This window comes from Flavobacterium sp. Root186, assembly GCF_001428525.1.
Classification (GTDB): Bacteria; Bacteroidota; Bacteroidia; order Flavobacteriales; family Flavobacteriaceae; genus Flavobacterium.
In genome coordinates this window covers 479,074-505,355 of record NZ_LMHW01000013.1, presented here as the reverse complement: position 1 = coordinate 505,355, position 26,282 = coordinate 479,074, and the positions used below count along the sequence as shown (strand labels likewise).

31 protein-coding genes are annotated in these 26,282 nt (G+C 31.9%); 11 read left to right on the top strand and 20 right to left on the bottom strand.

Annotated features, from left to right (window positions below):
• Positions 1 to 59: 59 nt before the first annotated feature.
• The 12 genes from ASD98_RS15500 to ASD98_RS15440 form a co-directional block, all read right to left on the bottom strand.
• Positions 60 to 848 carry an arylamine N-acetyltransferase gene (locus ASD98_RS15500; protein ID WP_082577871.1) on the bottom strand — a complete coding sequence of 263 codons (789 nt, stop codon included), beginning with the start codon at positions 846 to 848 and terminating at the stop codon, positions 60 to 62.
• A 364-nt stretch (positions 849 to 1,212) separates the two neighbouring features.
• The gene (locus tag ASD98_RS15490; protein ID WP_056205981.1) at positions 1,213 to 1,665 is read right to left on the bottom strand and encodes a hypothetical protein; all 453 of its coding nucleotides are present in this window, start codon (positions 1,663 to 1,665) and stop codon (positions 1,213 to 1,215) included.
• A gap of 112 nt (positions 1,666 to 1,777) precedes the next feature.
• Positions 1,778 to 2,455 carry a lysoplasmalogenase gene (locus tag ASD98_RS15485; RefSeq protein ID WP_056205980.1) on the bottom strand — a complete coding sequence of 226 codons (678 nt, stop codon included), beginning with the start codon at positions 2,453 to 2,455 and terminating at the stop codon, positions 1,778 to 1,780.
• Positions 2,455 to 3,735 (bottom strand): sterol desaturase family protein, encoded by a 1,281-nt coding sequence (locus ASD98_RS15480; RefSeq protein WP_056205979.1) that lies wholly within the window; start codon positions 3,733 to 3,735, stop codon positions 2,455 to 2,457. The genes ASD98_RS15485 and ASD98_RS15480 overlap by 1 nt, the downstream gene beginning before the upstream one ends.
• 65 nt (positions 3,736 to 3,800) lie before the next feature.
• A complete protein-coding gene (locus tag ASD98_RS15475; protein WP_029269514.1) occupies positions 3,801 to 4,076 on the bottom strand; it encodes an ATP-dependent Clp protease adaptor ClpS in 276 nt (91 codons plus the stop codon).
• A 35-nt stretch (positions 4,077 to 4,111) separates the two neighbouring features.
• Entirely contained in the window at positions 4,112 to 4,945 is an 834-nt protein-coding gene (gene prmA / locus ASD98_RS15470) for a 50S ribosomal protein L11 methyltransferase (protein WP_056205978.1), read from the bottom strand.
• A 153-nt stretch (positions 4,946 to 5,098) separates the two neighbouring features.
• Positions 5,099 to 5,851 (bottom strand): triose-phosphate isomerase, encoded by a 753-nt coding sequence (gene tpiA, locus ASD98_RS15465; protein WP_056205977.1) that lies wholly within the window; start codon positions 5,849 to 5,851, stop codon positions 5,099 to 5,101.
• A gap of 58 nt (positions 5,852 to 5,909) precedes the next feature.
• Positions 5,910 to 6,410 carry a TlpA disulfide reductase family protein gene (locus tag ASD98_RS15460; protein ID WP_056205976.1) on the bottom strand — a complete coding sequence of 167 codons (501 nt, stop codon included), beginning with the start codon at positions 6,408 to 6,410 and terminating at the stop codon, positions 5,910 to 5,912.
• A 303-nt stretch (positions 6,411 to 6,713) separates the two neighbouring features.
• Positions 6,714 to 7,382 (bottom strand): hypothetical protein, encoded by a 669-nt coding sequence (locus tag ASD98_RS15455; protein ID WP_056205975.1) that lies wholly within the window; start codon positions 7,380 to 7,382, stop codon positions 6,714 to 6,716.
• 79 nt (positions 7,383 to 7,461) lie between these two features.
• Positions 7,462 to 8,925 carry a hypothetical protein gene (locus tag ASD98_RS15450; protein WP_056205974.1) on the bottom strand — a complete coding sequence of 488 codons (1,464 nt, stop codon included), beginning with the start codon at positions 8,923 to 8,925 and terminating at the stop codon, positions 7,462 to 7,464.
• A gap of 114 nt (positions 8,926 to 9,039) precedes the next feature.
• A complete protein-coding gene (locus ASD98_RS15445; RefSeq protein WP_056205973.1) occupies positions 9,040 to 10,161 on the bottom strand; it encodes a BT_3928 family protein in 1,122 nt (373 codons plus the stop codon).
• 85 nt (positions 10,162 to 10,246) lie between these two features.
• Positions 10,247 to 10,789 (bottom strand): DUF1599 domain-containing protein, encoded by a 543-nt coding sequence (locus ASD98_RS15440; RefSeq protein WP_056205972.1) that lies wholly within the window; start codon positions 10,787 to 10,789, stop codon positions 10,247 to 10,249.
• A 222-nt stretch (positions 10,790 to 11,011) separates the two neighbouring features.
• Between ASD98_RS15440 and folP the strand changes: the two genes are divergently transcribed.
• From folP to ASD98_RS15425, 3 genes are read left to right on the top strand one after another with little or no spacing between them, the layout of a single operon-like run.
• Positions 11,012 to 11,836 carry a dihydropteroate synthase gene (folP, locus tag ASD98_RS15435; RefSeq protein WP_056205971.1) on the top strand — a complete coding sequence of 275 codons (825 nt, stop codon included), beginning with the start codon at positions 11,012 to 11,014 and terminating at the stop codon, positions 11,834 to 11,836.
• A gap of 19 nt (positions 11,837 to 11,855) precedes the next feature.
• Positions 11,856 to 12,209 carry an SMI1/KNR4 family protein gene (locus tag ASD98_RS15430; RefSeq protein WP_056205970.1) on the top strand — a complete coding sequence of 118 codons (354 nt, stop codon included), beginning with the start codon at positions 11,856 to 11,858 and terminating at the stop codon, positions 12,207 to 12,209.
• A 26-nt stretch (positions 12,210 to 12,235) separates the two neighbouring features.
• Complete coding sequence (locus tag ASD98_RS15425; RefSeq protein ID WP_056205969.1) at positions 12,236 to 12,868, top strand: hypothetical protein; 633 nt, start codon at positions 12,236 to 12,238, stop codon at positions 12,866 to 12,868.
• Positions 12,869 to 12,909: 41 nt separating this feature from the next.
• Here the strand turns inward: ASD98_RS15425 and rlmH are convergent, their stop codons facing one another.
• From rlmH to ASD98_RS15390, 7 genes are all read right to left on the bottom strand, one after another.
• Entirely contained in the window at positions 12,910 to 13,383 is a 474-nt protein-coding gene (gene rlmH / locus ASD98_RS15420; protein ID WP_056206542.1) for a 23S rRNA (pseudouridine(1915)-N(3))-methyltransferase RlmH, read from the bottom strand.
• 96 nt (positions 13,384 to 13,479) lie between these two features.
• Positions 13,480 to 13,782, bottom strand: a complete 303-nt coding sequence (locus ASD98_RS15415; protein WP_056205968.1) for an antibiotic biosynthesis monooxygenase — start codon at positions 13,780 to 13,782, stop codon at positions 13,480 to 13,482.
• Between the two features lie 148 nt (positions 13,783 to 13,930).
• Entirely contained in the window at positions 13,931 to 15,346 is a 1,416-nt protein-coding gene (locus ASD98_RS15410; RefSeq protein WP_056205967.1) for an adenosine deaminase, read from the bottom strand.
• Positions 15,347 to 15,577: 231 nt separating this feature from the next.
• The gene (locus tag ASD98_RS15405; RefSeq protein ID WP_056205966.1) at positions 15,578 to 15,862 is read right to left on the bottom strand and encodes a GNAT family N-acetyltransferase; all 285 of its coding nucleotides are present in this window, start codon (positions 15,860 to 15,862) and stop codon (positions 15,578 to 15,580) included.
• Positions 15,863 to 15,864: 2 nt separating this feature from the next.
• Positions 15,865 to 16,260 carry an OsmC family protein gene (locus tag ASD98_RS15400; protein ID WP_056205965.1) on the bottom strand — a complete coding sequence of 132 codons (396 nt, stop codon included), beginning with the start codon at positions 16,258 to 16,260 and terminating at the stop codon, positions 15,865 to 15,867.
• A gap of 2 nt (positions 16,261 to 16,262) precedes the next feature.
• Positions 16,263 to 17,144, bottom strand: a complete 882-nt coding sequence (locus tag ASD98_RS15395; RefSeq protein ID WP_056205964.1) for a pirin family protein — start codon at positions 17,142 to 17,144, stop codon at positions 16,263 to 16,265.
• A gap of 181 nt (positions 17,145 to 17,325) precedes the next feature.
• Positions 17,326 to 18,426: a DNA alkylation repair protein gene (locus ASD98_RS15390; RefSeq protein ID WP_056205963.1), complete on the bottom strand. Its 1,101-nt coding sequence runs from the start codon at positions 18,424 to 18,426 to the stop codon at positions 17,326 to 17,328.
• Positions 18,427 to 18,687: 261 nt separating this feature from the next.
• On the opposite strand from ASD98_RS15390, the gene nadC reads away from it, so the two are divergent.
• The 5 genes from nadC to priA all read left to right on the top strand — a co-directional run bounded on the left by nadC (position 18,688) and on the right by priA (position 24,200).
• On the top strand, positions 18,688 to 19,545 hold the full coding sequence (gene nadC / locus ASD98_RS15385; protein ID WP_056205962.1) for a carboxylating nicotinate-nucleotide diphosphorylase: 858 nt from the start codon (positions 18,688 to 18,690) through the stop codon (positions 19,543 to 19,545).
• Between the two features lie 77 nt (positions 19,546 to 19,622).
• On the top strand, positions 19,623 to 20,546 hold the full coding sequence (locus tag ASD98_RS15380) for a YihY/virulence factor BrkB family protein (protein ID WP_056205961.1): 924 nt from the start codon (positions 19,623 to 19,625) through the stop codon (positions 20,544 to 20,546).
• Position 20,547: 1 nt separating this feature from the next.
• A complete protein-coding gene (locus ASD98_RS15375; RefSeq protein WP_056205960.1) occupies positions 20,548 to 20,976 on the top strand; it encodes a DUF2147 domain-containing protein in 429 nt (142 codons plus the stop codon).
• A 6-nt stretch (positions 20,977 to 20,982) separates the two neighbouring features.
• The gene (gene bla-B1-FLAV / locus ASD98_RS15370) at positions 20,983 to 21,729 is read left to right on the top strand and encodes a subclass B1 metallo-beta-lactamase (protein ID WP_056205959.1); all 747 of its coding nucleotides are present in this window, start codon (positions 20,983 to 20,985) and stop codon (positions 21,727 to 21,729) included.
• Positions 21,730 to 21,752: 23 nt separating this feature from the next.
• Positions 21,753 to 24,200, top strand: coding sequence for a primosomal protein N' (gene priA / locus ASD98_RS15365; protein ID WP_056205958.1), 2,448 nt, complete (start codon positions 21,753 to 21,755; stop codon positions 24,198 to 24,200).
• Here priA and ASD98_RS15360 read toward each other — a convergent pair.
• The gene (locus ASD98_RS15360; RefSeq protein ID WP_053473460.1) at positions 24,197 to 24,895 is read right to left on the bottom strand and encodes a LytTR family DNA-binding domain-containing protein; all 699 of its coding nucleotides are present in this window, start codon (positions 24,893 to 24,895) and stop codon (positions 24,197 to 24,199) included. The genes priA and ASD98_RS15360 overlap by 4 nt on opposite strands.
• Before the next feature lie 177 nt (positions 24,896 to 25,072).
• Here ASD98_RS15360 and rpsF point away from each other — a divergent pair, with 177 nt between their 5' ends.
• The 3 genes from rpsF (at position 25,073) to rplI (ending at position 26,223) form a co-directional block, all read left to right on the top strand.
• Positions 25,073 to 25,414 (top strand): 30S ribosomal protein S6, encoded by a 342-nt coding sequence (rpsF, locus tag ASD98_RS15355; protein ID WP_007810575.1) that lies wholly within the window; start codon positions 25,073 to 25,075, stop codon positions 25,412 to 25,414.
• Between the two features lie 5 nt (positions 25,415 to 25,419).
• Positions 25,420 to 25,716: a 30S ribosomal protein S18 gene (rpsR, locus tag ASD98_RS15350; RefSeq protein ID WP_002987043.1), complete on the top strand. Its 297-nt coding sequence runs from the start codon at positions 25,420 to 25,422 to the stop codon at positions 25,714 to 25,716.
• Positions 25,717 to 25,782: 66 nt separating this feature from the next.
• Positions 25,783 to 26,223 carry a 50S ribosomal protein L9 gene (rplI, locus tag ASD98_RS15345; RefSeq protein WP_056205957.1) on the top strand — a complete coding sequence of 147 codons (441 nt, stop codon included), beginning with the start codon at positions 25,783 to 25,785 and terminating at the stop codon, positions 26,221 to 26,223.
• Positions 26,224 to 26,282: the final 59 nt, after the last annotated feature.

Below are 26,282 nucleotides of genomic sequence, written 5' to 3'. Positions count from 1 at the left end.
TACTTTTCTGTATGCAATCGGTTTCTTTGTTTTTAGTAAGAGTTTCTACACAAGACTTGTTACACAGTCAAATTAAATTCTGTTTTCAAAATAGTATCCAATTGATCATCTTCAAAAGGAATAATTTCCGTAACCCCGTTTGTTACTAATTTTATAGCATTTTTAAATAGTATTTTTTTACCCAAAGGATTCTGTAAAACAACAATTAAATTTTGTGTAAAAAAAGAATCCGGATGCGAGTAATTATAATGATTGGCAGGTTTAAAATCGATCCATCTTTGAGGAGCCAGATCAAACGAATATAAATTAGACCATTCTTTTCCAATCAGCATTTGCAGTAAATATTCATCATCTTCCGTTTTTACCAAAGTAAAAGTGTCAAAATCCTGCTGAATTTCAGTTCCAATTTGATTTAGTTTCAAAGGCTCTCTAATACTATTACCCCCAAACCCTAAATCAATCAGATATTCTTCATTTTCAATTGCAGCAATTATTGCCAGATGGGTTTTAGCATTTGGAATAGGATTAACCAATGGACGCACCGCAATATAATAATGAGGAAGACCAATTTCCTGAAGTAATAAAGAAAAGATTCCGTTAACTTGATAGCAGTATCCGCCGCGATTTTTAGTTACGATTTGGTTTACTATATCATCGCCAATAAGTGAGATCGTTTTACCGGCCTGTACATCAATATTTTCAAATGGTACACTAAATATCTGGTTTTGCATCAATTTTTTTATGCCCGCTAAATCTAGTTTGATTTCTTCTGAAAAATTGATTCTGTTTAAATATTGCTGTAAATCGAAACTTGAAGCTTCAATTTTATGATTTTTTGATTGTTCCATTTGATTAAAATTTATTTGTTTCGATAAGAAACAAGAGCGTTAGAAGCATATAGAAATGCTTACTTGTAAAGTTACAAATTCAGTAGGTTTTGAATTTGCTTTTTTGATTTTTTTCTTGTGAATAGCATGAGCGAATTCTTTGAAATCTATTATCCCGATTCTACCTTGTGGTTTTATTTCAATTCTATTTTCTTTTAGAATTCTATAATTAAAATCTAATTGCAAATGTATTTTTGAATAAGAAATAATACAATTGATAAGTTTGAAAATAAAAAGCTAATTTAAATTTATGAATGAAGATCATAAATTTAAATTAGCTTTTCTATCTATTTTACTAATAAATAAATAATTATGGTAATTAAATTTACTCCTTCTTCAAACTCAATCCCATCGGAACCATCAAAATCCCTTTTTCATAAATATTCAAATACAACATTATAGGCTTTTTTTGCCCTTCCCAAGTCAATTCGTAAACATTTAAAAATCCGGCTCCCATACTGCTTCTTTTAGTTGGAAAAGGGCAGCAGGTTTCTAAACGTTTATAAGTGATTTTTTCACCGTTTGGTCCGGCTAAAGCATTTAAAAAACGAACTTCATTTGTCGCTTCATCCTGTGTATTTCTAAAAAATATATTTACAGGATAATCAGGATCATAACCGTATTTTTTGTCTTTGCTGAATTGTGTAATAACAAACGTATTATTCTTATTTAAAATTAAATCAGGAGCATTATCATCTACATTTTTCAAAGTAGATTTTGTACTGATACAAGAAGTTACTGAAATTAATAGAACAATAAAAAGACTAATTTTTTTCATGGTTGAGGTTTATTTTGGTCACACAAATGTAAAAGGTTTATTATAGATTATTCAAAAGAAAATAAAAAAACTGTCCGTGATAATTCGTTTAATCTGTATTAGCAGTGTGCTGTTATGCTTCCTTCTTTGAATTCAGTTTTAATATACCTTTTACAATCAGATATTGTGCCACAAGATAAGTCAGCATAATAATAAACGAACTTTTCTGGATTGGAAAATAAAACTTGTTGATTGCCAAAATACTATCTGAAACAACAAAGAATAATGCACCAAAAAAAACATATTGATTTGCAGGTTTTTTCCAGATTAAAAGCCCCTTGTAAGCAAGTAAAAGCATAATAGAAATTACGCTGGCGTAGACAATTACCGGAATTTTTAAATCACCTAAAGCAGGTACTAAAATAGATAACATTCCAATTAAATAACAGGCAATAATAAGGCTTCCAAAAATAAAAATTACAGTATTTTTTTTCGTTTTTTCTTTAATCTGTCTGTTAAAAAGTGCGCAATAAATTATGTGAGAGATTAGAAAAGAGATCAATCCCAGAATAAAATAGATTTCGGCGATATCTGAAAAGAGTAAAATTACATCGCCAATCCAGGAAACTACCAATGCCGTTAAAAGGATATTTTGGGTTTGAAATTTTTTAGAAAAATACACTCCAACAATTAATAACGGAATTAGAGCCGGTTTTAAATAACAGTCTAAACTTTCATATCCCAGATATAAAAGCAGTAAATATATAAAGCTGAAAGCAATATAAATTTTAAAAAATACAGCGTTTTTCATTATGCGGTTTGTGATTTTATGGTTTGGTTTTGGTTGATTCTAAAATCGATGGTTACAAAGTAAATCGTGACTAAAAATGATAAACTTAAATACCCTAGAATTATATAATTGCTTAGAGAGAAAACTGAATTTAAACCAAACCAATCGCCATAAAATCCTATAATCATAATCGCAATTGACAATCGGAAACCTTCCCAAAAAATGGCAAACCTGCTTTTGTCCATTAATTCAGAATTGCTGTAAATGGTTACGAGAATAAAAAATCCGTAGACAAAAATATTTGGCAGACCAATTTTGGCAATATTATCAAACAGAAAACTCACAAACAAAAGCGTAATTAGAATTTGCATAACCGACCAATAAATCAGTTTTTGCGAATTCTGCGTTCCGTATTTATCAAAATTAAAAACATCTTCAATTTTATTTACAGGATATTTTTCTTCGAAATTTTCAGGCCTCCATCCAGTTGGTTTAAACCAGATGGTAAGTTTGTCTTTCCAGCTTTCGGCACGCCATGCATCTTTAATCAATAACATCAAATGCTGAAAATTTATTTTTATAGGGTTCCAGGTATTGGCTGGTCTTGTAATTCCGAAAACTGGCGGAACATCATCTAATTCTTCCTGAAAAGTACCAAAAAATTTATCCCAGAAAATAAATATCTGCGAATGGTTTTTATCTAAATATTCCGGATTAATAGCATGATGAACACGATGATGTGAAGGCGTTACTAAAATATGCTCTACAAATCCCATTTTTTTAATGTGTTTGGTATGATACCAAAATTGTAAAAACAAATGAAGTGGAAGTGTAATAGCAATTACAGAAGCAGGAACTCCTAATAACGCTGCGGGAATTAACAGAAAAGTGAACAAATTTACTAAACTTGCAATGGGCTGGCGAAGCGCACAGGCGAGATTAAACTCTTCACTGCTGTGATGAATTGCATGTTTGTTCCAAAGAAAATTAATTTGATGTGCCAGTCGATGGCTCCAATAACCATAAAAATCGATAACAAAAAAGGCAATAAAATAGGAGAGGACGTTGGCTTCCAGATGAAAAAAAGCAATTTTAGAAACCATCCATTCATAGGAAAGAAAAGTGATACTAAGTCCTAAAACATCTTTTACAGAATTAGTAATTCCAGAGCTAATACTGGAAACGCTGTCAATTAATGGAGCAGTATCGTTCTTTTTGTAAATGCCGTATATTTTTTCAATTACAATTAAAACTAGAAAAATCGGCATTGCGATAATTAATATTTTTCCATATTCTTCCATAAAAAAACATTCTATTTTATCCCAAATATAGAATAAAATAGAATGTTTTTTAAATTATTGGTAAATTAAACAATTTCGGCGCTAAGTCCAGCTTCCAAAAGTTGTGTACATTGAGGTTTTAATTTATCCATTGGCCCTGTTTTTACAGTGCATTTTCCGTTGTAATGTACAATTAAGGAACATTGTTCTGCTTGTTCCGGTGTGTGGTTACACACGCGCATTAAGGTATCAATTACGTGGTCAAAAGTGTTTACGTCGTCGTTGTACACGATGATTTCGTTATTGAATCCGGTCGCTTCTTTTTCGCGAACTCTCTCTCTTACTTTTTCTTTAGTACTCATTTCTTTTTAGTTTTTTGTACTGCTGTAATTACTAACTAATTTACGTATTTTAATGAAAACCAGTTGTTTCTTTGAAATTTTTTAACATAGGTCAATCCTTTTTCAGTGCAGGAAGCATCGATAAACGGAATGTCTTCTTCATAAAAACCGCTAAATAATATAATTCCGTTTTTGTTTAAGCAATCTACATAACTCTGCATATCGTTTAATAAAATATTTCTGTTGATATTGGCGATAATCAAATCGTAACTTTTACCGGCCAATAAAGCAGCATCGCCTTCGTAAACGCTAATCTGTTTGCAATTATTGCGTTCGGCATTTTCGATAGAATTTAAATAACACCAATTGTCAATATCAATTGCATCGATTGGTTCTGCGCCTTTCATTTCTGCCAAAATAGCTAAAATTGCAGTTCCGCAGCCCATATCTAAAGTTTTAAGGCCTTTAACATCGATTTCTAATAAATGTTGAATCATCATGTGAGTTGTTTCATGATGTCCGGTTCCAAAACTCATTTTTGGTTCGATTACGATATCAAATTCAGCATCAGTTTTTGGGTGAAAAGGAGCACGAACATGGCATTTTCCGTCAACATCAATCGGCTCAAAATTCTTTTCCCATTCTTCATTCCAGTTTACCTGATCGATTTCTTCAATTGTATATTCAATTTTAAACTCTTCTGATTGTAAAATATAAATATCATCCAGAATATTCTCATCCCATAAATCTTTCTTCACAAAAGCCGAAATTCCGTTTTCTGTTTCTGTAAAACTTTCAAACGCCTTTTCGCCCAATTCAGCAACTAAAATTTCTGATCCAAGTTCTTTTGGCTCAATTGTAAAATGATATCCTAAATAAATATTCGACATAAATAATTTTTTTGCAAAGGTAAGAATCCAAAGCAGAAGTTATCTAAAAATCTAAGTGAACATTATTAATTTAAGAATTATTTAAAATGAAAAAAGCGTTTGCTGATGCAAACGCTTTTTATATAGTCAGATTTCAAAATCTAAAATCTAAAATTAGATAGCAGTTACAATTGCTAAAAAGTCATCTGCTTTTAAAGCAGCACCTCCAATTAAACCACCGTCTACGTCTGGTTTAGAGAAAATTTCTTTAGCGTTGTCTGGTTTTACAGAACCACCATATAAAATAGAAACTTCATCTGCAATTTCGGCTCCAAAAGCTTTACGGATAGTTTCTCTGATAAATTCATGCATTTCCTGTGCTTGTTCTGGTGAAGCAGTTTCTCCAGTTCCAATTGCCCAAACCGGCTCATAAGCTAAAACAACTTTTGCCCAAGATTCTTTTGCAATATGGAAGATTCCGTCACGCAATTGATTTTCAACAATATTGAAATGATTTCCTGATTGACGGTCTTTTAATTCTTCCCCAAAACAGAAAATTACAGTTAAGTCATGTTTCAAAGCTGTATCTACTTTGTTTGCGATTAATGCATCTGTTTCATGGAAAATAGCACGACGCTCAGAGTGACCAAGAATTACTGTGTTTACACCAATACTTGTTAACATATCAGCAGAAATTTCTCCTGTAAAAGCACCACCTTCAGCTTGGTGAACGTTTTGAGCAGAAACACCAATAGTTGTGTTTTTTACTTTTGCAACAGCAGCTTGTAAATTTACAAATGTTGGAGCAACGATTACTTGTGCAGTAGTTTGTGCTGGTATTTTAGTGATTAATTCGCTTAACAATTCTTCAGTCTGTGCTGCGTTTTTATGCATTTTCCAGTTTCCTGCAACAATCTTTTTTCTCATTTTGGTAGTTTTTGTTATTTTTTTAATTTTTTGTTTATTGTTGTAATTTGTGTGCTATTTAAGCTTGTTTTAAATTTTTTAAAGCTTCATTGATCTTGTCAAAATCAGTTTCAATAGCGCGGTAAAGCACTATTTTCCCAGTTTTATCTACAATGATGTATCTCGGGATCCAGTCTAAATCGATCGCTTTTCCAAAAACACCTTTCATTCCGTCGTTCATCATAAAATGATCGCCTTTTAATTCGTGTTTTTCAATTCCGATTTTCCATTTTTCAGCTGTTTTATCCGCAGAAAGGAATAAATAAGAAACATCAGGATTATTAGCTTGTAGTTCTTTAACTTTTGGCATAGCTTTTACGCAGTCGCCGCACCATGAAGCCCAAACTTCAATGACTAAAGTTTTTCCTTTGTATTTTTTTAAAATGTTTTTGAAAGAAGTCTGACCTCCTTCAAGAGTTAATAATTTTTCAGACAAAGCTTCTTTAGAAAAACTTGTTTTCTGAGCTTGTGTACATGAGAAAGTTATAAATGCGATAATGAGTAGTGCCGTTTGTTTCATGTGATAAATGATTTTTAACAAAGTTAAACAAACAATTGGAAAGCCAAATACAGATTAACAAAATTTGAAGAGTCGTTTATTTTGTAACAAAAAGTTAATTTTAGGTTAGAAAAACAGGAATGAAATCGTAATAGTTAAGGGTAAAATCGTGTGTTTTTTTAGATATTTTTTTTTGAAGTAGAAAAAATAAATGTTTTTTTGATTTTGTAAATAGTTTTCAAGACAAAAAAACGTCAGATTTCAATAAAAAAGCCTTCAATAAAATTTAATTATTAAAGGTTTTTGTATGTTTTCTTTCGGATTTTAATTTAGCTCATAATTTCCATTCGCCCATTTTTTCGATGGAACAATCCATTCCTCTAATGCTTTGTATAAAAAGCCATGTTTTAAATTAGTGTTCAATTCAATTTGTTTGAAATGATTTATTTTGAGTTTTGAAGTTTCTTTTCTTCTGATTGCTGAAACGCCGTAAATATCTGATTTTTCATAAATAGTTAAAATGTTTCCACAGAAATTAATATCCGGAATTTCTTCAATATCTACATCTCTAAAACATCCAATAAAAACAAAATTCACATCAGGATTCGCTAAATAGGTTGAAACATATTGTGCAATATAACCGCCTTTTGAAGTTCCAATTACGGTTATTTTGTTTGGCGAAACTCCTTTTTTCAGAAGTGTTTTGATTTGTTTTACAACTTTTTCTGCGTAATCAGAAGCATTTGTGTTTTTCTTTCTTTTTTCACTAAAAACAATAAAATTATCTTTTCTAAATGATTCTAAAATTTCATTGTATTCGGCTTTGCCATATTCAGGATGTGCGGTATTCAAATCGTTTTCTTCGACAAATTTATTGTGGAAAAAAAAGATATATCGCTGGTCTTTGTTTATTGTTTTTCCCTGACTAAATCCGGTGTTATATAATAGAAAAGCTAATAAAAATGCAAAGGATAATTTTTGAAATTGTTTCATAGAATCAGGTTGTTTTTTAGAAATAGTTTTTAATAAATGTAAACAAGAAATATTCTGAGTTATTGTTTTGTTTAATTCATTATTCTACAATTAACGGCTGCGGAGCATCATTATAAAAACTTAAAACTTCCTGCGCCTCTTTTTTAGAAAGGTATTTTAAATTGGAATTTTCAATAGCTTCTTCAGAATTCATCATGGATCGGGATAAAATCAGTTTAAAAACTTCATTCTTTTCATCCAGATTCTTTTTGTTTTTGCTGAGGTAACCTTTGTAAGCTTCAGCCATCTGCATCCAAATTTCGATTTCATTTTCTGGATGTAAATCTCTTTTAAAATCAGTTATAGTCTGTTCTAAACTGCTTTTGTCAACTTCAGCAAAAGCCTCATGAATATCTTTTATTTTTTCAAGTTGTTCCGAAGTTAAATCCGAAACAACTTGACTCAATTTAATATTGTCAGGATTGATTTTTCCAATTTTTTCTGCTTTATTTTGGCAGGAAATAAATAGAAAAAGCAATAGGAGATAAGCGTAATTTTTCCTTCCTATAAGATGATTGTACAGCATTACAATAAAAGGAAAGGTTACAAATGCCATCCAGATTATAAATTGTTTAGGAACAATTTGATAATAATAGTTTAAAAAGAAAATTGAGCCTATAAAAAGGATGCAAATTAAGGAATGAATCGCCGGAACCTGCTCATCTGAATATCTATAAATATGATCATCCTTGAGTTTTCTTATACTGCTGAAATACTTTGAATTGAAAAATTTTCCGGGGCGCGGCAAGAAACGAAACAACATAATAAAGTTTTGAATGATATAAATGCTTGAAATACCTAAAAGGAAATATTGCACACCGAGATAAAGTATTTGTAATAAGTTGGCTGTATTTTCAACTGGTGCAGGCTGATCAATTATATGAAGATTATCTAAAGCAAAAAGCAGCATAATTATAGAACTCCAAACACTCAGGATAAGTTTATGCGTGTTAGATAAATGAGTATTGGTAAAGGCATGGAAAATAGAATATAAAGAAAATAATAAACCAATTACAAGAAATGTCTGCATGAAGAAACTATTGGTGGTAATAAATCCGTAATCGATAACCCAATAAATAACAGCTATAGATTGAAGTAAAGTTATACCTTCGGTTAATTTAGGAATTATTCTATACTTGTAAAATACGAGCGAAAAAATAAAATACAATACAAGGAAAATGGGAGGCCAAATACGAATACTGGTATTAAGCTTGAAAACAAGACCATGTCCGCCGTTTAAACTTGGATCGTCTATTAAAGTTAAAAATGCAAAAGCAAAAATAAAGGATACGATCCCTATAATCACTACAATAAGCCACCTGTTTGTAATTCTTTTACTTTCAAAAATTACTCCCGCAATCAATGCAACTCCATTTATTGGGATTAAATGACTGCCAGAATTTGCTGTATAATATGTATCATAAATAACGTAAATAAGGAGCCCCAATACAAATAAGAAAAGAAAAGGGTTTGAAAAAAACAGCCTTAATAATTTTGAAATCATAGTTATAAATAGGTTTTATTTAAGATTTGGTTTGTTTGTTTTGCTGCTAAAAAAAACGCCAATATATCTAAAAAAAAATAGAATATTGGCGCCTTTAAGAGTTGTCAAATGTTGTTAAATACCATAAGCAACATCAGATAATTTTAAATCATCAACATCGTTGTAATGTACTTTTTGAACTACAGTTCCGTTATGTAAAACCACGATACTTGGATTTGCTCTTTCTACTGTTTTTAAAGCAGTTGCATCACAGAAATAAAAATCAATATCTAAATTGTATTGTTTTTTTGCTTTTGCAATTTCCTCAGCTCCAGAAGCTGTCATTCCAATTACTTTATAGCCTTTTGCTTTAGCATCTGCAGCAACTTTTGCTAGTTTTTTCATTCCGTCAGGATTTGATAAAGCCAGATCATACGTTACAAAAATTAAGAGTTTAGGTTCTTTTAATAATTCTGCTTTGTAATCAGAATCGTCTTTTGTCATCGTAAAATCGTGAATTGGCGGTACATAACCTTCTGTAATCACTTTATCTTTTCTGTCCACAAAAGTGGCTCCCTCCGGAATATTCATTAAATCTTTCTCTGTAAACTCTTTATCAACGCCCTTTACTTTATAAATAAATACCATTTCAACTACTGATTTTGGAGCACCTTCAGGAATTTCCATTCCTTTTTCGATGTTAGTTCCAACTTTGTAAGGACGGAAATCTTTTATCGGATTATGATTTAAAACCCAAACTGCCATAAATGCACACAAAACAACGCTTACATAAACAGCAAAATTAGTTTGTGGAGTAGAAAATAATGGTTTTATTAATTTTTGATTGAAGAATAAAATCAGGATAAAGAATAATAAAACAACATCTTTTGTGAATGACTGCCAAGGCGTTAAGTGTAATGCATCGCCAAAACACCCACAATCTTTTACCACATCAAAATAAGCAGAGTAGAAGGTAAGGAAAGTAAAGAAAACAATTAAAAGCAATAAGGCCCAAATTGTCATTGTGGCCCTGTAACCAACTAATAACATAACACCTAAAACTACTTCTAAAATTACCAGAAAAATGGCTAAACCTAAAGCGAAAGGCTCTAAAAAAGGCATATTAAAAACAGGCTCGCTAAAATATTCGGCTAATTTATAAGAGAAACCAACGGGATCGTTTAATTTAATCAATCCGGAAATGATAAATAAGACACCGACAAATATTCGGGAAAATTGAGTAATGATGTTTTTCATGGGGAAAGTATTAAAATTAAATCTCAATAAAGAAATTCCAAATTCCAATTTTATACTTGGATTTTGGAATTTAAAAATTGGAATTTTATTTGTTTATAGGATTTAGGATTAAAGCAAAAACAGAATAATTAATCATATCCTGATAATTAGCGTCAATACCTTCAGAAACCAAAGTCAGACCTTTATTATCTTCGATTTGCTTTACGCGTAATAATTTTTGCAGAATTAAATCAGTCAAAGAGCTTACACGCATATCACGCCACGCTTCGCCGTAATCATGATTCTTAGCCTCCATTAATTCTTTGGTTAACTTTACTTTAGCATCATATAATTCAGTTGCTTTTTCAACATCCAAATCAGGCTGATCAACAACGCCTAATTCTAACTGAATTAAAGCCATGATAGAATAATTGATGATTCCGATAAATTCTCCTTTTTCATCTTCATCAACTTTACGTACATCGTTTTCCTGTAAACTTCTGATTCGTTGTGCTTTTATGAAAATTTGATCAGTCAGCGATGGAAGTCTTAAAATTCTCCACGCACTGCCGTAATCTTTCATTTTATTGATAAATAAGGTGCGGCAAACCGTAATTACATTATCAAATTCAAGGGAAGTATTCTTCATTTATTGCTGTATATTTGCTAAAATTTCTCCAAAAATAAGGATAATTTTTTAAGAGTTTCAAGTTTAAGGTTTTCTTTGTTTCAAGTTTTTTCTAAACAAAGTGTTAACGGGATAACTTGAAACTAAGAAATAATAAAAAGTTTCAGGTTTCAGGTTTCAAGTTCTCGAACTGACGCAATCTGCATCAACTTGAAACTTGAAACCAATAAAACTTGAAACCAAATGTTGATTAACTGCAAAGGCGAGCTTATAGATTTATCGATTCCTAAAGTTATGGGAATTTTGAATGTTACGCCCAATTCTTTCTTTGACGGAGGAAGATATAAAAACGAAGACGAAATCATTTCTCAGGTAGCAAAAATGCTGTCTGAAGGTGCTTCATTTATTGATATTGGTGCATATTCAAGTAAACCAAGCGCCGAATTTGTTTCGGAACAAGAGGAAATCGACCGAATTGTTCCTGCCATAGAATTGATTTTAAAGCATTTTCCGAAAGCTTTATTGTCAATTGATACTTTTAGAGCAGAAGTTGCAAAAGCGAGCATAGAAAGTGGCGCAGCGATTATAAATGATATTGCAGCGGGAGAGCTAGACGATAAAATGTTTGATGTTATTGCAAAATACAACGTCCCGTACATTATGATGCACATGCGCGGTAATCCGCAGACCATGCAGAGTATGACAGAATATGAAGATATTGTAAAAGAGATACTTTTTTATTTTTCTGAAAAAATGAAACGGGCAAGGGCTTTAGGAATCAACGATTTGATTCTCGATCCAGGTTTCGGTTTCGCCAAAACAACCGATCAGAATTATGAAGTCATGCAAAAAATGGAATTTTTTAATCTTTTAGAATTACCTGTTTTAGCTGGAGTTTCAAGAAAATCGATGATTTATAAAACGCTTAATATTACTCCGCAGGAAGCTTTAAACGGAACAACTTTTTTAAATACAATTGCGTTGACAAAAGGAGCTAAAATTCTTCGTGTTCATGATGTAAGAGAGGCGATGGAATGTGTTACGCTATTTAATAAAATGAGTTTTTAATATTTATTTTTAGTTTATAATGGAAAAACTTGATAAAATTGAAAAAGAAAGTAATTTTATTTTTCCTTTAATTTATAAAAATTTCTATAAGAAATGTGAAATTTCAACTCCTAAAGGGTTTGTGGGAACTGATTTATTTAATGAATATAAGGAATTAAATATTTGGGCACTGGAATTAATTAATGAAGATGAAACAGATAATTTCTTAACTGATACAGATTTTGTTTTCATGATGCATCAAGGTTATATGTTCTGGTATTTTAATGCTAATGGAGAAGAAGATCCATATGTTTGGTTTTACGAGGAAGGAATGAAGTTTCCTAAAAATATAGGATCATTAAATTATTTCCTCGCTAACTATCCTAAAAAATGAATTCAATTTATCAGATTTAATATAATATGAAATACTATACACTAATTATTGCTCTTCTACTTTTCTCCTGCGGAAAAAAACAAGATGTTTTACTTCCCAAATCAAACATAACAATTGTAAAAGACGTACAAGATCTTTCGCCAATTTATATCTTTTTTGAAACCGAAGGAAAAGATACAATTGCAGATGTAAACCGTAAAAGCGCGATAATTTCAACCAACTGGATTTTCAATATCGACAAACGTCTGCCTCTAAAAGTAGTAATTCCGGAAGTAATGAAATTACAGAAAAAAAAGAGAGATGACAGCGCACATAAAAATGAAAATGCCGAAAATTATTATTCTTATGCAGATTCAATTGGAAAGAATTTAGCTTTTGTGCCTTTTACAAAAGTGTATTATAAAACGGAAAAACCAAGTAAAGAAAATCTTGTTGTTTACTTTAGAAAAGGAAAAAAACAGGTTTTCATGGCAAATAAGGAAATAAAAATTTCAGAAATACTACAACGTTTCTATACTATAAAATTTGAAAGAGTGCCAGATTTGGTGTTTTTCTTCGATAAGAACATGAGTTATGAAGAATACATACAATATAAAATTCTGCTGCAAAAAAATGTAACTTACAATCTAGATAAACTTCCAGTAGAATTCATTAACTAAAACTTGAAACAATTAAAACCCGAAACAAAAGAAACAAAACTCTATTGATGATGATAAGGTTCATTCCTTAAAATCGTAAATCCGCGATACAATTGTTCGATAAAAAATAAACGAACCATTTGATGCGAAAACGTCATCAGCGAAAGCGAAACTTTTCCCTGCGCTTTGCTGTAAACGGTATCAGAGAATCCATAAGGGCCGCCAATTACGAAAACCAAAGTTTTGATTCCGGAATTCATTTTCTTTTGCAATTCTTCAGAAAAATCAACACTTGAGAAGTTTTTTCCGTTTTCATCCAATAAAATCAGTTGATCTGTTGACGAAAGTTTTGACAAAATCAATTCGCCTTCTTTTTCCTTTTGCTGGCTTTCAGATAAGTTTTTTACGTTTTTGATATCGGGAATAATCTCCAAATCAAATTTGATGTAAAATGATAAACGTTTGGTATAATCGTCAATCAAAGTCTGAAGAGATTTGTTATCTGTTTTGCCAATGGCGATAAGTTTGATATTCATTGGGTAAAGTTTTTTTGCCACGAATTACACGAATTGTCACGAATTTTTTAAAATTATTTCAGTGTAAATCCGTTGAATCTGTAAAATCTGCGGGCTCTATTTTTTATTCTCAAAAACGGTTTCGAAATGTTCTACAACAGGAAACGGTTCGTAATAATGATGCAGAATCTTTTTCCATTCCAGATAAGCTTCAGAAGTTCTAAAGCCTATTGTGTGATCTTCAAGTGTATTCCAATCGACTAATAAAAGATATTTATTTTCAACTTCTAAACATTTCTCTAAACGATGTCCTAAATAACCTTCAATTGACGAAATATATTGGCTTGCTTTTGCAAAATCAGCTTCAAATTGAGATGCTAATTCTGGTTTTACAAAAAGAAATACGGCTTCTAGAATCATAGTTATAAATATTTTTTCACGCAGTCCCGATAGTTATCGGGAGCAGATTTAAGCAGATTTATTTTTGATATTTTAAAATAAAAAATCTGCGTTCATCAGCTTAAATCTGTTTAAAATCTGCGTGCAATTTCGCAAAGATAGAACAACTTTAGTTTTTAGAAAATTTCGCTTCAAAAGCTTTAAATCGATTATCAAGATCTTTAATCAATTGTTTTTTAACCGATTCATCCTGAATAAAACTATAATTGATGCTGTTGTAAACGTATTTCTTTATTGTTTCGTAATTAACATCAGGATATCTTTTTGCCAATAAAACATATTGTTCTGTCATATTGCTTCTTAAAATTCCTGCATCGTCTGTACTAATTACAATTGGTACATTAAATTCTTTGTAAAGTGTAAACGGATGTCTGTTTTCTTTTACTTTTAAAATGAATTCATTGCTCACTAAATTGATCTCAATTGGAATATTGTTTTTAGACATATATTTCAATAAATCATAAGAGTTTGCTTCGTAAGCGATATCAACTCCGTGACCAATTCTATTTGCACCGGCAATATAAATAGCATCATTAATATGCCAAGTTAAATCTTCCGGCTGCACTAAACCTAAAGTCAATTCGCCCGCATGAAGCGTATATTTTACATCTGGAAATTTAGAATGGCAGTATTTGAACATTTCCATATGTAACCAATAATCTTTCATGGAATTTTCGCCATGCTCTGGAGAAACGATGTTTACACCTGCAGTAAGTTTACTTTCACTTGAAGAAATAAAAGCGATAATCAGGTTTTTGAATAAATCTACAGGCTCCATAAAACGCAGCACAAAGTTTTGATAACGCATTGTAAAACGTTCATCATCCATTTTCAAGTCTTTGTGAAGTTTTGCTATGAAATTATTGTTGAAATCATCAGCATATTTTTTTGCGTCTTTTTTCTGAATCGATTTATACAATTCATCTAAAAGTTTTGTAACCGCTTTTTCGTCTTTTTGATTTGCGGTCTGACGAAGCTTTGTATTGAAATCAGCTAAATCTGAAACATTCATATTGCAGCGTATCGTTGATAATTGTGTTTCGATATAAGAAACATTTTCTGCAATGGCACGTTTTTTTAATTCGAGCATTCCTTCTCCATAATGCCCTTGAATAGTTGTTTCAAATTTTTGAAAAGAGTCAAAAAACTGATCGTCAGAAGGGACAGAACCGTTATAATCTTTAACCGACCAGGTTTGCATTATTTGCTGCTCGTATTGCGCCAGTTTTCCTTCGTTTCGAAGAGAAGAGAAAGTCTGCCAGTTTCCTTTTGCAGGTTTGGTTTTCGAAACTTCCATCGTTTCTAAATTCAAATAAAAATCTTCTGCAATAGCTCTTTCTAAAAGCGGTTCTGCATAAACTGATCCTGAAAAATGGTGGTGTAAATCGCCTCCTTTTGGCATTTGTTGAAAGAAAGCTGTTAAGAGAGCTTCATTATTTCTGATTTTTTCTAAATAACTTTCAGCTGTTTGAGAAAAGCCGATTTGTGCTATAAAAATACAGAAAAGCGTAATTATCCTTGTCATACTCTAAGTTTAAATTACATGCAAATATACAAGTTTCTGCGGAGATTTTAAAATTCAATTTTTCGATGTGGGATTTAACCGCAAAGAACGCAAGGTTTTTATCTGCCAGACTTAATACAAGCGCAAAGTTCGCAAAGCCTTACCTAAAAAAACCTTGCGAACTTTGCGTAATTCTTTGTGTGCTTTGCGGTAAAAAAAAAACTTAGCAGCTTAGCTCAGAAACTTAGAACCTTATGAAAAAAGCACATCACGAATTTCCTCAACCTTATCAAAAACGCTTTTTGCAAAAGGACAAAGCGGAATAATTTTTAGATTATTAGCTCTTGCATATTCTACAGCAGCCATCACTAATTTTTTGCCGACACCTTTTCCGTTAAAGTCTGGACTTACTTCGGTATGGTCGATTATAAATTTGCTGTCTCCAGCCCATGTGTAAGTCATTTTTCCGGCTTCTTTACCATCTTCTACAGCTTCAAAATATCCTCTTCTTGTATCGTTAATTTGTTGAATTTCCATGATTATATTAATGTGGTTTTGATTTCTATTGAGTGTGTAAGTGTTTTGTGAATTGGGCAGCTGTTAGCAATAGTTTCTAATCGTTGTCTTTGTGTATCGTCGACTTCGCCAATTACTTCGATTTTTCTTGTGAATACTGATACACTTCGCTCAGAATCTCTTTCAAAATCAATTTTGACATTAATTTCTGAAACGTCCCATTGTTTACGATTGATATACATTCGCAAAGTAATTACGGTGCAGGAAGCCAATGATGCTGCCAAAAGTTCAGTCGGATTTAATCCTAAATTTTTTCCGCCTAATTCCTGTGGTTCGTCAGAAATTAGAATGTTTCCGCTGGCCGATTTTATTTCCGTTCGATACAAACGTGTATCAATTTGTGCTGCTATAGTATCCATATTTATTTGATTCTTGGTTCTGGTAATGGAACAAATTCTGTTTCGCCCGGAACTTTTGGGAAAGTTTGATTTGTCCAGTCTTTTTTTGCTTTTTCGATAAGGTTTTTATCCGAAGAAACGAAATTCCAAAAGATAAAATGTTCTTCAGGAAACGGTTGCCCTCCAAAGATATAAACCGTAGAATTTTCGGCAATTTCAAACTCACAAAGCGTACTGTCGGTTGTAATTAAAATTTGTTTCGGATCGTAAACGTGTTCTCCGCTTTTAATACTTCCTTCTAAAATATACAAGCCGCTTTCGCCGAATAAATCCTTTCCAATATTGATTTTTTTAGCTTCGGTACTTTTGATTTCAATAAAATAAAGCGGACTGTAAACAGGAACTGGAGATTTTTTACCAAAAGCTTCACCGGCAATTAATTTGTATGAAACGCCGTCTTCTTCCCAAGCTGGAATATCATCTGCTTCGACATGAGCAAAATTCGGATCCATCTGCTCTAATTCTTTAGGAAGTGCGACCCAAATCTGCAATCCGTGAAGCATTTTGTCTGAATGTCTTAAATATTCGGGCGTTCTTTCAGAATGTACAATTCCTTTTCCGGCTGTCATCCAGTTTACGGCGCCTGGTTTTATTTCTAATTCTGTTCCTAAACTATCGCGGTGCATGATGCTCCCTTCAAACAAAAAAGTTAAAGTTGAAAGTCCGATATGCGGATGCGGCGGGACATCCATATTTTCATGATCACTTAAATGTGCAGGCCCCATATGATCGATAAATACAAATGGTCCAACAGCCCTTTTTTCACGGAAAGGCAATAAACGGCCTACCATAAAGTTGCCAATATTGGCAGCACGTTCTTCGATAATTAAACTGATATTTGACATGGTTATATTTGATTTGAAAACAAAATTACAGCAGTCGTGCTTGTCTGTAACTTAATTTAGATTAAGAAAACTTGTTTTTGTTTTTTTTGAATTATAAATGTAAGGAATAAAAATTGAACACGAATTTCACAGATTAACACGAATTAATTTGTGCTAATTTGTGAAATTCGTGTTTTAAAATCTAATCGATCAATTCAAAATCTAAAACTTCACTTTCAGTTCCATTAATGATAATTGACAATTGATGTGCTCCCGTATGAAAAACTCTCGTTGTAATCAATTTAAAAGATTGATTTCTTTCAATTTTGGTTAATTGATTAGGCTGATAAATCTTTTCACTGATTTTAAAGACTTTTTTTGCCAAATGCCCTTTTGCTTTTTTGTAATGAACTGCATATTCTAAACGAATTATTTTTGGTTCTTCGTTTTTATTATTTAAGTGAAACTGAAATTGTAAATAATCACCAATTTTTACAACAGGCGTTTTAATTTCAAATGAAGAAAGTTCAATATTGGTGCTTTCTAAACCATAATGACCTAAAATTTCCGGATGACCTTGTTTCAATAAAGTTCTGCAGCCGTGTTTTATAATTCCATCGGTTTCTTTGCTGTGTCCTTTCCATTTATTGGCGATTTCTAATACAATCTGCGGATTATCTTTTGCAATATCATTTAAATTATTAGCAACACTTCTGCGGACATATTCAGAAGGGTCGTTTTTTAGATTTTCTAAAATTGGAAGGATAGAAGAGGGATCTTTTTTCAAAAACGGAATTGCCATTGCCCACGGTAATCTCGGGCGGGAACCTTCGCTGGCTAATCTTCTAACGTGATGATTTTCATGCAAAGACCATTTTGTCATCTCGTCAATCATTTGCTCTTTATATTTTAAAATGAAAGGACGAACAGCAAATTCGCAGCTTATAAACTGCGTTATAGAAACAAAGGCATTCGCCGAAGTTTTAAAGTCGTCTAAACCGTAAATCTCGATATAATCGGCAAAGAATATGAAAGCCAGATTGCCATCTGTAAAATTATTTTTCTTTAGATTTTCAATGATTTTATCAATTAGAGAAACGGCTTCAGGAAAATTTTGAGGCATAAATTGGTGAAACACAACTGTGGTATGTTTCATTCTTTCTTTCCATTCTTTTTGAGCAAAATCTCCTTCGTAAATTGCCTCAATAAATTTTTGTTTGTTGAATTCCGGATGCACTTCGGCAACAGCCTGACTAAATTTTTCGTAAAAAGAAAGCGAATAAATATCTTTAATTAATCCCATAAATTTTGCTTGATTGAACCTCAAAGATATTTAATGTTTTTGAATTGTTGAGGGGGATGTTGATTGAAAAGACATGGACTTTAGATATTCTTGATAAAGATTTATGCCACAGATTAAAAGATTAGCACAGATTTTTTGAAATCATTTTAATCTTAATAATCTGTGGCTCATAAAAAATAGTTAATAAGAAACTTTTAGCAGAAAGGAAACTTTTAAATCCATAAAATAAGTTCTAATTTAGCATATTATAAAAATAGAAAAATGATAAGCGAAGCTCAATTTCAAGCAGAATTGCAACTTTTGATAAGTAATGCCATTAGAGAAGATGTTGGTCCGGGCGATTACAGTTCACTTGCCTGTATTCCGGATACTGCACATGGTCAGGCAAAATTATTGGTAAAAGATCAGGGAATAATTGCCGGTGTTGAAGCTGCCAAAATGATATTTGAACATGTTGATCCAAAACTAAAAGTAAAAATTTTTATTGAAGACGGAACGCATGTAGAATACGGCGAAGTTGTCTTTGAAGTTTCAGGAAGTTCTCAGTCTATTTTAAAGGCCGAAAGAGTGGTTTTGAATACCATGCAGCGTATGTCTGCCATTGCGACAAAAACAAGCCATTTAATGAAACTTTTAGAAGGAACAAACGCTAAAATATTAGATACACGCAAAACAACGCCAAATTTTAGAGTTGCTGAAAAATGGGCTGTAAAAATAGGCGGAGGCGAAAATCACCGTTTTGCGCTTTATGATATGATTATGCTAAAAGACAATCATATTGATTTTGCGGGCGGGATTACACGCGCTATTTCAAAAACTAAAGAATATCTAAAAGAGAATAATCTGGATTTGAAAATCATTGTAGAGGCTCGCAATTTAGATGAAATTAGAGAAATTTTGTTGAGTGACGGCGTTCACAGAATCCTGATTGATAACTTTAATTATGAAGATACAAAAACGGCAGTAAATTTGATTGGTACAAAATGCCAGACAGAATCTTCGGGGAATATTAGCGAAAAAACAGTTCGTGAATATGCTTTATGCGGAGTAAATTATATTTCATCAGGTGCTTTAACGCATTCTGTTTATAACATGGATTTGAGTTTAAAAGCTTTTTAATTGAGTTAGAAGTTGTAAGTTATGAATTATGAGTTTGTAATCTAAAATCTGAACTCTAAAATCTAAAACCAAAATATATGTCAAAAGAGATAGAAGATCGGATTGAGAAATTGCCCGTAATACGCAATGTGGCCCGACTTTTTAAAAGAATAAAACTCCCTTGGTTAGAGGGATTTTCTTTGTATGATTTACTCGAAATGTACACTTTAGGAATTCTTGAAGGTGCTTTTTCGTATCATGCAAGTGCGGTTTCTTTTAGCTTTTTTATGGCTTTATTTCCTTTTGCCTTATTTATTTTAAACTTAATTCCGTTTATTCCTATAGATAATTTTCAAAATGATTTTCTTCAATTTGTGCAGCAAGGCGTTCCTCCAAATACCTATGATGCCATTAGTAAAATTATCAGCGATATTTTAAACAATAGTCATTCGGGCTTATTATCTTCAGGGTTTTTGCTTTCTATTTTTTTGATGGCCAATGGTATTAACGGAATTCTAAGCGGTTTTGAATCGTCTAAGCATGTATTTGACAAACGCGGGTTTTTTAGTCAGTATCTTGTAGCATTGGCAATTTCACTTGTAATGACAATTATATTGTTTGTAACAGTGGCGACAATTGTGGTTTTTGAGGTTTTTATTCAAAAAACAATCCTCCAGGATGTATTGAGTGATCGTATTCCGCTGATTATTTTAGGACGATATTTATTCGTTGTTTTGATGATTTTGATAACATCTTCAATATTATTGCGTTATGGTACAAAACAGTACAATAAAGTGCCTTTTATAAGCATCGGTTCTGTTTTTACAACGATACTAATTGTTATATCTTCGTTCTTTTTTGGGATTTGGGTTATAAAATTTTCAAAATATAACGAACTTTATGGTTCTATTGGAACATTATTAATTCTAATGTTTTATATTTGGATAAACTGTATGATTCTGCTTTTAGGGTTCGAATTGAACGCTTCTATCAGAAAATTAAAACAAAAAAAAAATAAATAATATGAAAAATTGGATGTTAACGATTGGTGTGTTTTTCTTTGCATTGAGTATTCAGGCTCAAAGTGTTGTAGGAAAATGGAAGACCATTGATGATGAAACGGGAGAAGCTAAATCTGTAGTTGAGATTTACGAAAAATCAGGAAAAATTTACGGGAAGATTACAGAAATACTTCGCGAGAATCATAAAAAAGACGTTTGTGTGAAGTGTGAAGGTGCAGAAAAAAACAAACCAATTTTAGGAATGATCATTATTAACGGTCTTAAAAAAGACGGTTCAGAATATAACGGAGGAACAATTTTAGATCCAACAAGCGGTAAAAAATACAAATGTTATATCTCATTAGAATCTGCAGATAAATTAAAACTTCGCGGCTATGTAGGAATTTCTATTATGGGAAGAACACAATACTGGACACGCGTAAAAAACTAAAATTAAATGCAAAAATTAGCTTCGATAGTTTTATTCTTGGTCATAACCTTAAGTAGTTTTGGACAAAAGAAAAATTCGCCATTACCAATAAGTCATCTTACAGGTGACTTTTATGTTTATAAAACATTTCATGATTACAATGGAACATTGATTTCTGCCAATGCCATGTATTTGGTTACAGATAAAGGGGTTGTTTTATTTGATGCACCTTGGGATGAAACTCAGTTTCAACCTTTATTAGATAGTATAAAAGCAAAACATAATAAAGAAGTTATTATGCTTTTTGCAACACATTCTCACGATGATCGTGCAGGAGGATTTGATTTCTATAGAAAAAAAGGAATCAAAACGTATTCAATTAAGTTAACGGATGATATTCTTAAAAAAGAAAAGAAACCCAGAGCAGAATTTATAATTCCAAATGATAAAACTTTTACAGTTGGACAGCATACTTTTGAGGTTTATTATCCGGGAAAAGGTCATGCATCTGATAATATTGTAGTTTGGTTTGATAAAGAAAAAGTGCTTTACGGAGCTTGTTTTATAAAAAGTGCCGATGCTGCAGATCTTGGTTATTTAGCAGATTCTGACGTAAAAGAATGGAAAAAATCGATAGGTAAAGTGAAGGCAAAATTTAAAAATCCGATATATATTATTCCGGGACATGAAGACTGGACTAATACAGAATCTTTAAATCATACTTTGAAATTGGTTAATGAGTATTTGGCTCAAAAATCTTCTGGAAAAAAGTAACTTTGCACTCATATATTTAGTACATGTTTTTTATCGAAGTTATTTTACCGCTTTCCTTAGCAAAAACCTTTACATATCGTGTTTCTGAGGCCGAATTCCATTTTATAAAAAAAGGAATGCGTGTGGCGGTGCCTTTTGGTAAAAGTAAAATATATACAGCGCTTGTATCAGATATACATGAAAATGCGCCCACATTATATGATGCGAAAGAAATTCATCAAATTTTAGATGAAAAACCAATTGCAACCGAAACGCAGATTAAACACTGGCTTTGGGTTGCCAATTATTATATGTGCGGTATTGGCGATGTGTATCGCGGAGCATTCCCAACCGGATTATTATTAGAAAGTGAAACTATTGTCTCGCATAAACCAGAAGTCGTTGTCAATGATTCTGAACTTTCTGATGATGAATTTTTGGTTTACGAAGCACTACAGCATCAAAGTTCGCTAAAAGTTCAGGAAATTGCTTCGATCTTAAATAAAAAAAATATCCTGCCAATTCTTCAAAAATTAATAGCAAGGGATATTATAGTTTTAGAAGAAGAAATAAAAGAAAGCTACAAACCAAAACTGGTTCGCTATGTAAAATTACATTCAAAATATGAAACAGATCAAGGTTTGAGTGATTTGCTGGATATTTTGAGAAGTGATAAACAAAAAGAAATTGTTCTGGCTTATTTTCAAATAAGTGCTTCGGAAAAGAAACCAATAACGGAAAAAAAACTGGTTGAAGTTTCCGGCTCAAGTTCAGCAGTTGTAAAAACTTTGGTTAAGAATGAAATCTTCGAAGAATATTATTTACAGCAAGACCGTGTTCTATTTAACGGAGAAAAAACAGATAAAGAATTACAATTAAGTGAAGCACAGGAAAATGCTTTTTTAGCAATAAAAGATAGTTTTTCTGAAAAAGAAGTTTGTTTGCTTCACGGCGTTACTTCAAGCGGAAAAACAGAAATTTATATTAAATTAATCGAAGAATATCTGCAGACGGGAAGACAGGTTTTGTATCTTCTTCCGGAAATTGCACTTACAACGCAGTTAGTTTCTCGTTTACGATTACATTTTGGAGATAAAGTAGCTGTTTTTCATTCTAAATACAGTAATAATGAAAGAGTTGAGGTTTGGAAACAAACACTCGAAAATTCAGAGAAAGCACAAATTGTAATAGGAGCGAGGTCTGCCTTGTTTTTACCTTTTAATGATCTTGGTTTGTTAATAGTTGATGAAGAACATGAACAGACTTTTAAACAGACAGACCCTGCGCCGAGATATCACGCCAGAGATGCGGCAATTGTTTTGGCTAATTTTCATAATGCCAAAGTGCTTTTAGGTTCTGCAACGCCAAGTATTGAAACCTATTTTAATACACAGAGTGAAAAATACAGTTTAGTTACGCTTACAGAACGTTATAAAAATGTTCGAATGCCTGAAGTTGTTTTGGTAGATTTAAAAGACAAGCATTTCAGAAAAAGAATGACGGGGCATTTTAGCGATGTTTTAATAGAAGAAATTGCTGAAGCTTTGTCTTTGGGCGAACAAGTAATTTTGTTTCAAAATAGAAGAGGATATTCTCCTATAATAGAATGTATCACCTGTGGGCACGTACCGCATTGTCAGCAATGCGATGTGAGTTTGACTTTTCATAAATTTAAAAACCAATTGCGCTGCCATTATTGTGGATATGCAATTGCTAAACCAACGCATTGTCATAGTTGTTCCAGTATTGATTTAACGACCAAAGGTTTTGGAACAGAACAAATAGAGCAGGAGTTGTTGTCGCTTTTTCCGAAAGCCAAAACAGCAAGAATGGATCAGGATACAACTCGTGGAAAATTCGGTTTTGAAAAGATTATCGATACCTTTAAAAATAGAGAAATTGATATTTTGGTAGGGACACAAATGCTGGCCAAAGGTTTGGATTTTGATAATGTGAGTCTGGTTGGAATAATGAATGCAGATAATATGCTGCATCATCCTGATTTTAGAGCTTTTGAGCGTAGTTTTCAAATGATGACACAAGTGGCAGGAAGAGCCGGAAGATCAGAAAAACAAGGTAAAGTAGTTATTCAGACTTATAATCCGAGTCACAATACAATTCAGCAGGTTACAAACCATAATTATATAGGTATGTATAAGGAGCAATTGTATGACAGACAGATTTATAGATATCCGCCGTATTTCAGGATTATTAAACTAACGATAAAGCATCGTGATTTTGATAAATTGAAAGAAGGATCAATGTGGCTGTATCAGGTTTTAAGTCAAAACTTGAACATGCCTGTTTTAGGTCCTGAAGAACCGGTAATAAGCAGAATACGAAATGAATATATAAGGACGATATTAATTAAAATTCCGCAAAACCTGCATTTAGGAAACACAAAAAAAACTATTCAGAAAATGTTGAATAGTTTTGAAGCGGTTGCGCAATATAGAGCGATAAAAGTTACTGTAAATGTCGATTTCTATTAATTAGAAGTTGATAGTGCTTTTACTAAATCTTCTTTCTTGTTTCGGCTAAGCGGAATTTTGGTAATCCCAATTTCAGCAAATTTACTATTAAAGCGTTCTACCTTATCAATATTAATGATATACGATTTGTGTACACGAATGAATTTGTCTTTTGATAAATCGTTTTCAAAAGATTTCATTGTAGAAAGTACCAGATTGCTGTCATCTTCGGTTACCACTCTTACATAATCTCCAAAGGCTTCAATCCATTTGATTTTAGCTGTAAATATTTTAAGCTTTTTAAGGTTGCTTTTAATGAAAATATGTTCGCCTTCTTCTTCTTTGACTTCTTTTTTAAGCAAATGCATATCAATTGCCCTTTTTACAGAAGCGTTAAAACGATCTACAGCGATTGGTTTTTGCAGATAATCAGTGGCATCATAATCAAAAGCTTTTAAAGCATATTCAGCTTTAGAAGTGATAAATATAATTTGTGGTTTAGATTTTAAACCATCAAGAAAATCAAAGCCATTAATGACAGGCATTTCTATATCAAGAAAAATTAAGTCGATATTATTTAATGAGATACAACTTTTTGCTTCTATTGCATTAGAAAAATCCCCGATTAAGTGCAAACCTGGGTGATTATTAACTAATTTTGCAATAATTGTCCTTTGTATAGAACTATCATCCACAACAACACAGTTTAGTTTCATAACATTTAAATTTAGAATAAATTCAGGATAGCAGTAGTAAATGTATAGTTTTTTTGGAAAAAAAACTAAAATAGACGTATATTTTTTGCAGTATGACGAATAATAGAAAAAATGTGTTGTATATTTAAAAATAATGGTTACTTTTGCACCCAATTTTAACAAATAAATTTTTTATTTATGAATCATTATGAAACTGTTTTCATTTTAAATCCCGTTTTATCTGAGGTTCAGGTGAAGGAAACAGTAACGAAATTTGAAGAATTTCTTACTAGTAGAGGAGCTGAAATGGTATCAAAAGAGGATTGGGGTCTTAAAAAAATGGCTTACGAAATCCAAAACAAAAAAAGTGGTTTTTATCACTTATTTGAGTTCAAAGTAGCTGGAGAAGTTCTAATTGCTTTTGAAACTGAATTTAGACGTGACGAAAGAGTTATGCGTTTCTTAACTGTAAGTTTAGACAAGCATGCTATTTCATGGGCGGAGAGAAGAAGAGCAAAATTAAAATCTACTAAAGCTTAATCATTATGTCTACAATAGAGCAATCTGCAAAAGGAAAAAAAGACGGAGATATCAGATATTTAACGCCTTTAAACATTGAAACTAACAAAACTAAAAAGTATTGCCGTTTCAAAAAATCAGGAATCAAATACATCGATTATAAAGATGCTGATTTCTTGTTGAAATTCGTAAATGAGCAAGGGAAAATTCTTCCTCGTCGTTTAACTGGAACTTCATTAAAATACCAAAGAAAAGTTTCTGTAGCTGTAAAAAGAGCTCGTCACTTAGCTTTAATGCCATACGTGGCCGATTTATTAAAATAATTAAAAACTCTAGTCGCTGGTTTCTGTTTAAACAGAACCTAACTTCTAAAATATAAGGACAACAACATGGAACTTATTTTAAAACAAGACGTACAAAACCTAGGATTTAAAGATGATGTAGTATCTGTAAAACCTGGTTACGGTCGTAACTTTTTAATTCCTCAAGGTTTTGCTTCATTAGCAACTCCTTCTGCTAAAAAAGTTTTAGCTGAAAATCTAAAACAAAGAGCACATAAAGAAGCTAAAGTTGTTGCTGATGCTAAAGCATTAGCTGAAACTTTAAAAGCTCTTGAAATTAAACTTACTGCAAAAGCTGGTGGAGAGAAACTTTTTGGTTCTATCACAAACATCGACATTGCTGAAGCTTTAGAGAAATCTGGTAACGCTATTGATAGAAAATTCATCACTAGTGGTATCGTAAAACGTACAGGAAAATATACAGCTAGCATCCGTTTACATAGAGATGTTATCGTTGAATTACCATACGAGATTATCGCTGAAAAATAACATTTTGTTAACTTCTTGTTAATAAAATATAAAAATCACTCTTAGGAGTGATTTTTTTT

What these genes read in the sequence shown, in the direction of transcription:
- ASD98_RS15475 (WP_029269514.1), bottom strand. Translation starts at nt 4,076, where the DNA reads ATGAGTACTAAAGAAAAAGTAAGAGAGAGAGTTCGCGAAAAAGAAGCG.
- ASD98_RS15425 (WP_056205969.1), top strand. Translation starts at nt 12,236, where the DNA reads ATGAAATACTATACACTAATTATTGCTCTTCTACTTTTCTCCTGCGGA.
- ASD98_RS15445 (WP_056205973.1), bottom strand. Translation starts at nt 10,161, where the DNA reads ATGAAAAACATCATTACTCAATTTTCCCGAATATTTGTCGGTGTCTTA.
- ASD98_RS15500 (WP_082577871.1), bottom strand. Translation starts at nt 848, where the DNA reads ATGGAACAATCAAAAAATCATAAAATTGAAGCTTCAAGTTTCGATTTA.
- ASD98_RS15485 (WP_056205980.1), bottom strand. Translation starts at nt 2,455, where the DNA reads ATGAAAAACGCTGTATTTTTTAAAATTTATATTGCTTTCAGCTTTATA.
- rplI (WP_056205957.1), top strand. Translation starts at nt 25,783, where the DNA reads ATGGAACTTATTTTAAAACAAGACGTACAAAACCTAGGATTTAAAGAT.
- rpsR (WP_002987043.1), top strand. Translation starts at nt 25,420, where the DNA reads ATGTCTACAATAGAGCAATCTGCAAAAGGAAAAAAAGACGGAGATATC.
- ASD98_RS15450 (WP_056205974.1), bottom strand. Translation starts at nt 8,925, where the DNA reads ATGATTTCAAAATTATTAAGGCTGTTTTTTTCAAACCCTTTTCTTTTC.
- ASD98_RS15430 (WP_056205970.1), top strand. Translation starts at nt 11,856, where the DNA reads ATGGAAAAACTTGATAAAATTGAAAAAGAAAGTAATTTTATTTTTCCT.
- ASD98_RS15460 (WP_056205976.1), bottom strand. Translation starts at nt 6,410, where the DNA reads ATGAAACAAACGGCACTACTCATTATCGCATTTATAACTTTCTCATGT.
- folP (WP_056205971.1), top strand. Translation starts at nt 11,012, where the DNA reads ATGTTGATTAACTGCAAAGGCGAGCTTATAGATTTATCGATTCCTAAA.
- ASD98_RS15415 (WP_056205968.1), bottom strand. Translation starts at nt 13,782, where the DNA reads ATGATTCTAGAAGCCGTATTTCTTTTTGTAAAACCAGAATTAGCATCT.
- rlmH (WP_056206542.1), bottom strand. Translation starts at nt 13,383, where the DNA reads ATGAATATCAAACTTATCGCCATTGGCAAAACAGATAACAAATCTCTT.
- ASD98_RS15380 (WP_056205961.1), top strand. Translation starts at nt 19,623, where the DNA reads ATGTCAAAAGAGATAGAAGATCGGATTGAGAAATTGCCCGTAATACGC.
- ASD98_RS15440 (WP_056205972.1), bottom strand. Translation starts at nt 10,789, where the DNA reads ATGAAGAATACTTCCCTTGAATTTGATAATGTAATTACGGTTTGCCGC.
- tpiA (WP_056205977.1), bottom strand. Translation starts at nt 5,851, where the DNA reads ATGAGAAAAAAGATTGTTGCAGGAAACTGGAAAATGCATAAAAACGCA.
- ASD98_RS15375 (WP_056205960.1), top strand. Translation starts at nt 20,548, where the DNA reads ATGAAAAATTGGATGTTAACGATTGGTGTGTTTTTCTTTGCATTGAGT.
- ASD98_RS15400 (WP_056205965.1), bottom strand. Translation starts at nt 16,260, where the DNA reads ATGGATACTATAGCAGCACAAATTGATACACGTTTGTATCGAACGGAA.
- ASD98_RS15410 (WP_056205967.1), bottom strand. Translation starts at nt 15,346, where the DNA reads ATGACAAGGATAATTACGCTTTTCTGTATTTTTATAGCACAAATCGGC.
- ASD98_RS15455 (WP_056205975.1), bottom strand. Translation starts at nt 7,382, where the DNA reads ATGAAACAATTTCAAAAATTATCCTTTGCATTTTTATTAGCTTTTCTA.
- priA (WP_056205958.1), top strand. Translation starts at nt 21,753, where the DNA reads ATGTTTTTTATCGAAGTTATTTTACCGCTTTCCTTAGCAAAAACCTTT.
- ASD98_RS15390 (WP_056205963.1), bottom strand. Translation starts at nt 18,426, where the DNA reads ATGGGATTAATTAAAGATATTTATTCGCTTTCTTTTTACGAAAAATTT.
- ASD98_RS15395 (WP_056205964.1), bottom strand. Translation starts at nt 17,144, where the DNA reads ATGTCAAATATCAGTTTAATTATCGAAGAACGTGCTGCCAATATTGGC.
- ASD98_RS15405 (WP_056205966.1), bottom strand. Translation starts at nt 15,862, where the DNA reads ATGGAAATTCAACAAATTAACGATACAAGAAGAGGATATTTTGAAGCT.
- rpsF (WP_007810575.1), top strand. Translation starts at nt 25,073, where the DNA reads ATGAATCATTATGAAACTGTTTTCATTTTAAATCCCGTTTTATCTGAG.
- prmA (WP_056205978.1), bottom strand. Translation starts at nt 4,945, where the DNA reads ATGTCGAATATTTATTTAGGATATCATTTTACAATTGAGCCAAAAGAA.
- ASD98_RS15480 (WP_056205979.1), bottom strand. Translation starts at nt 3,735, where the DNA reads ATGGAAGAATATGGAAAAATATTAATTATCGCAATGCCGATTTTTCTA.
- nadC (WP_056205962.1), top strand. Translation starts at nt 18,688, where the DNA reads ATGATAAGCGAAGCTCAATTTCAAGCAGAATTGCAACTTTTGATAAGT.
- ASD98_RS15490 (WP_056205981.1), bottom strand. Translation starts at nt 1,665, where the DNA reads ATGAAAAAAATTAGTCTTTTTATTGTTCTATTAATTTCAGTAACTTCT.
- bla-B1-FLAV (WP_056205959.1), top strand. Translation starts at nt 20,983, where the DNA reads ATGCAAAAATTAGCTTCGATAGTTTTATTCTTGGTCATAACCTTAAGT.
- ASD98_RS15360 (WP_053473460.1), bottom strand. Translation starts at nt 24,895, where the DNA reads ATGAAACTAAACTGTGTTGTTGTGGATGATAGTTCTATACAAAGGACA.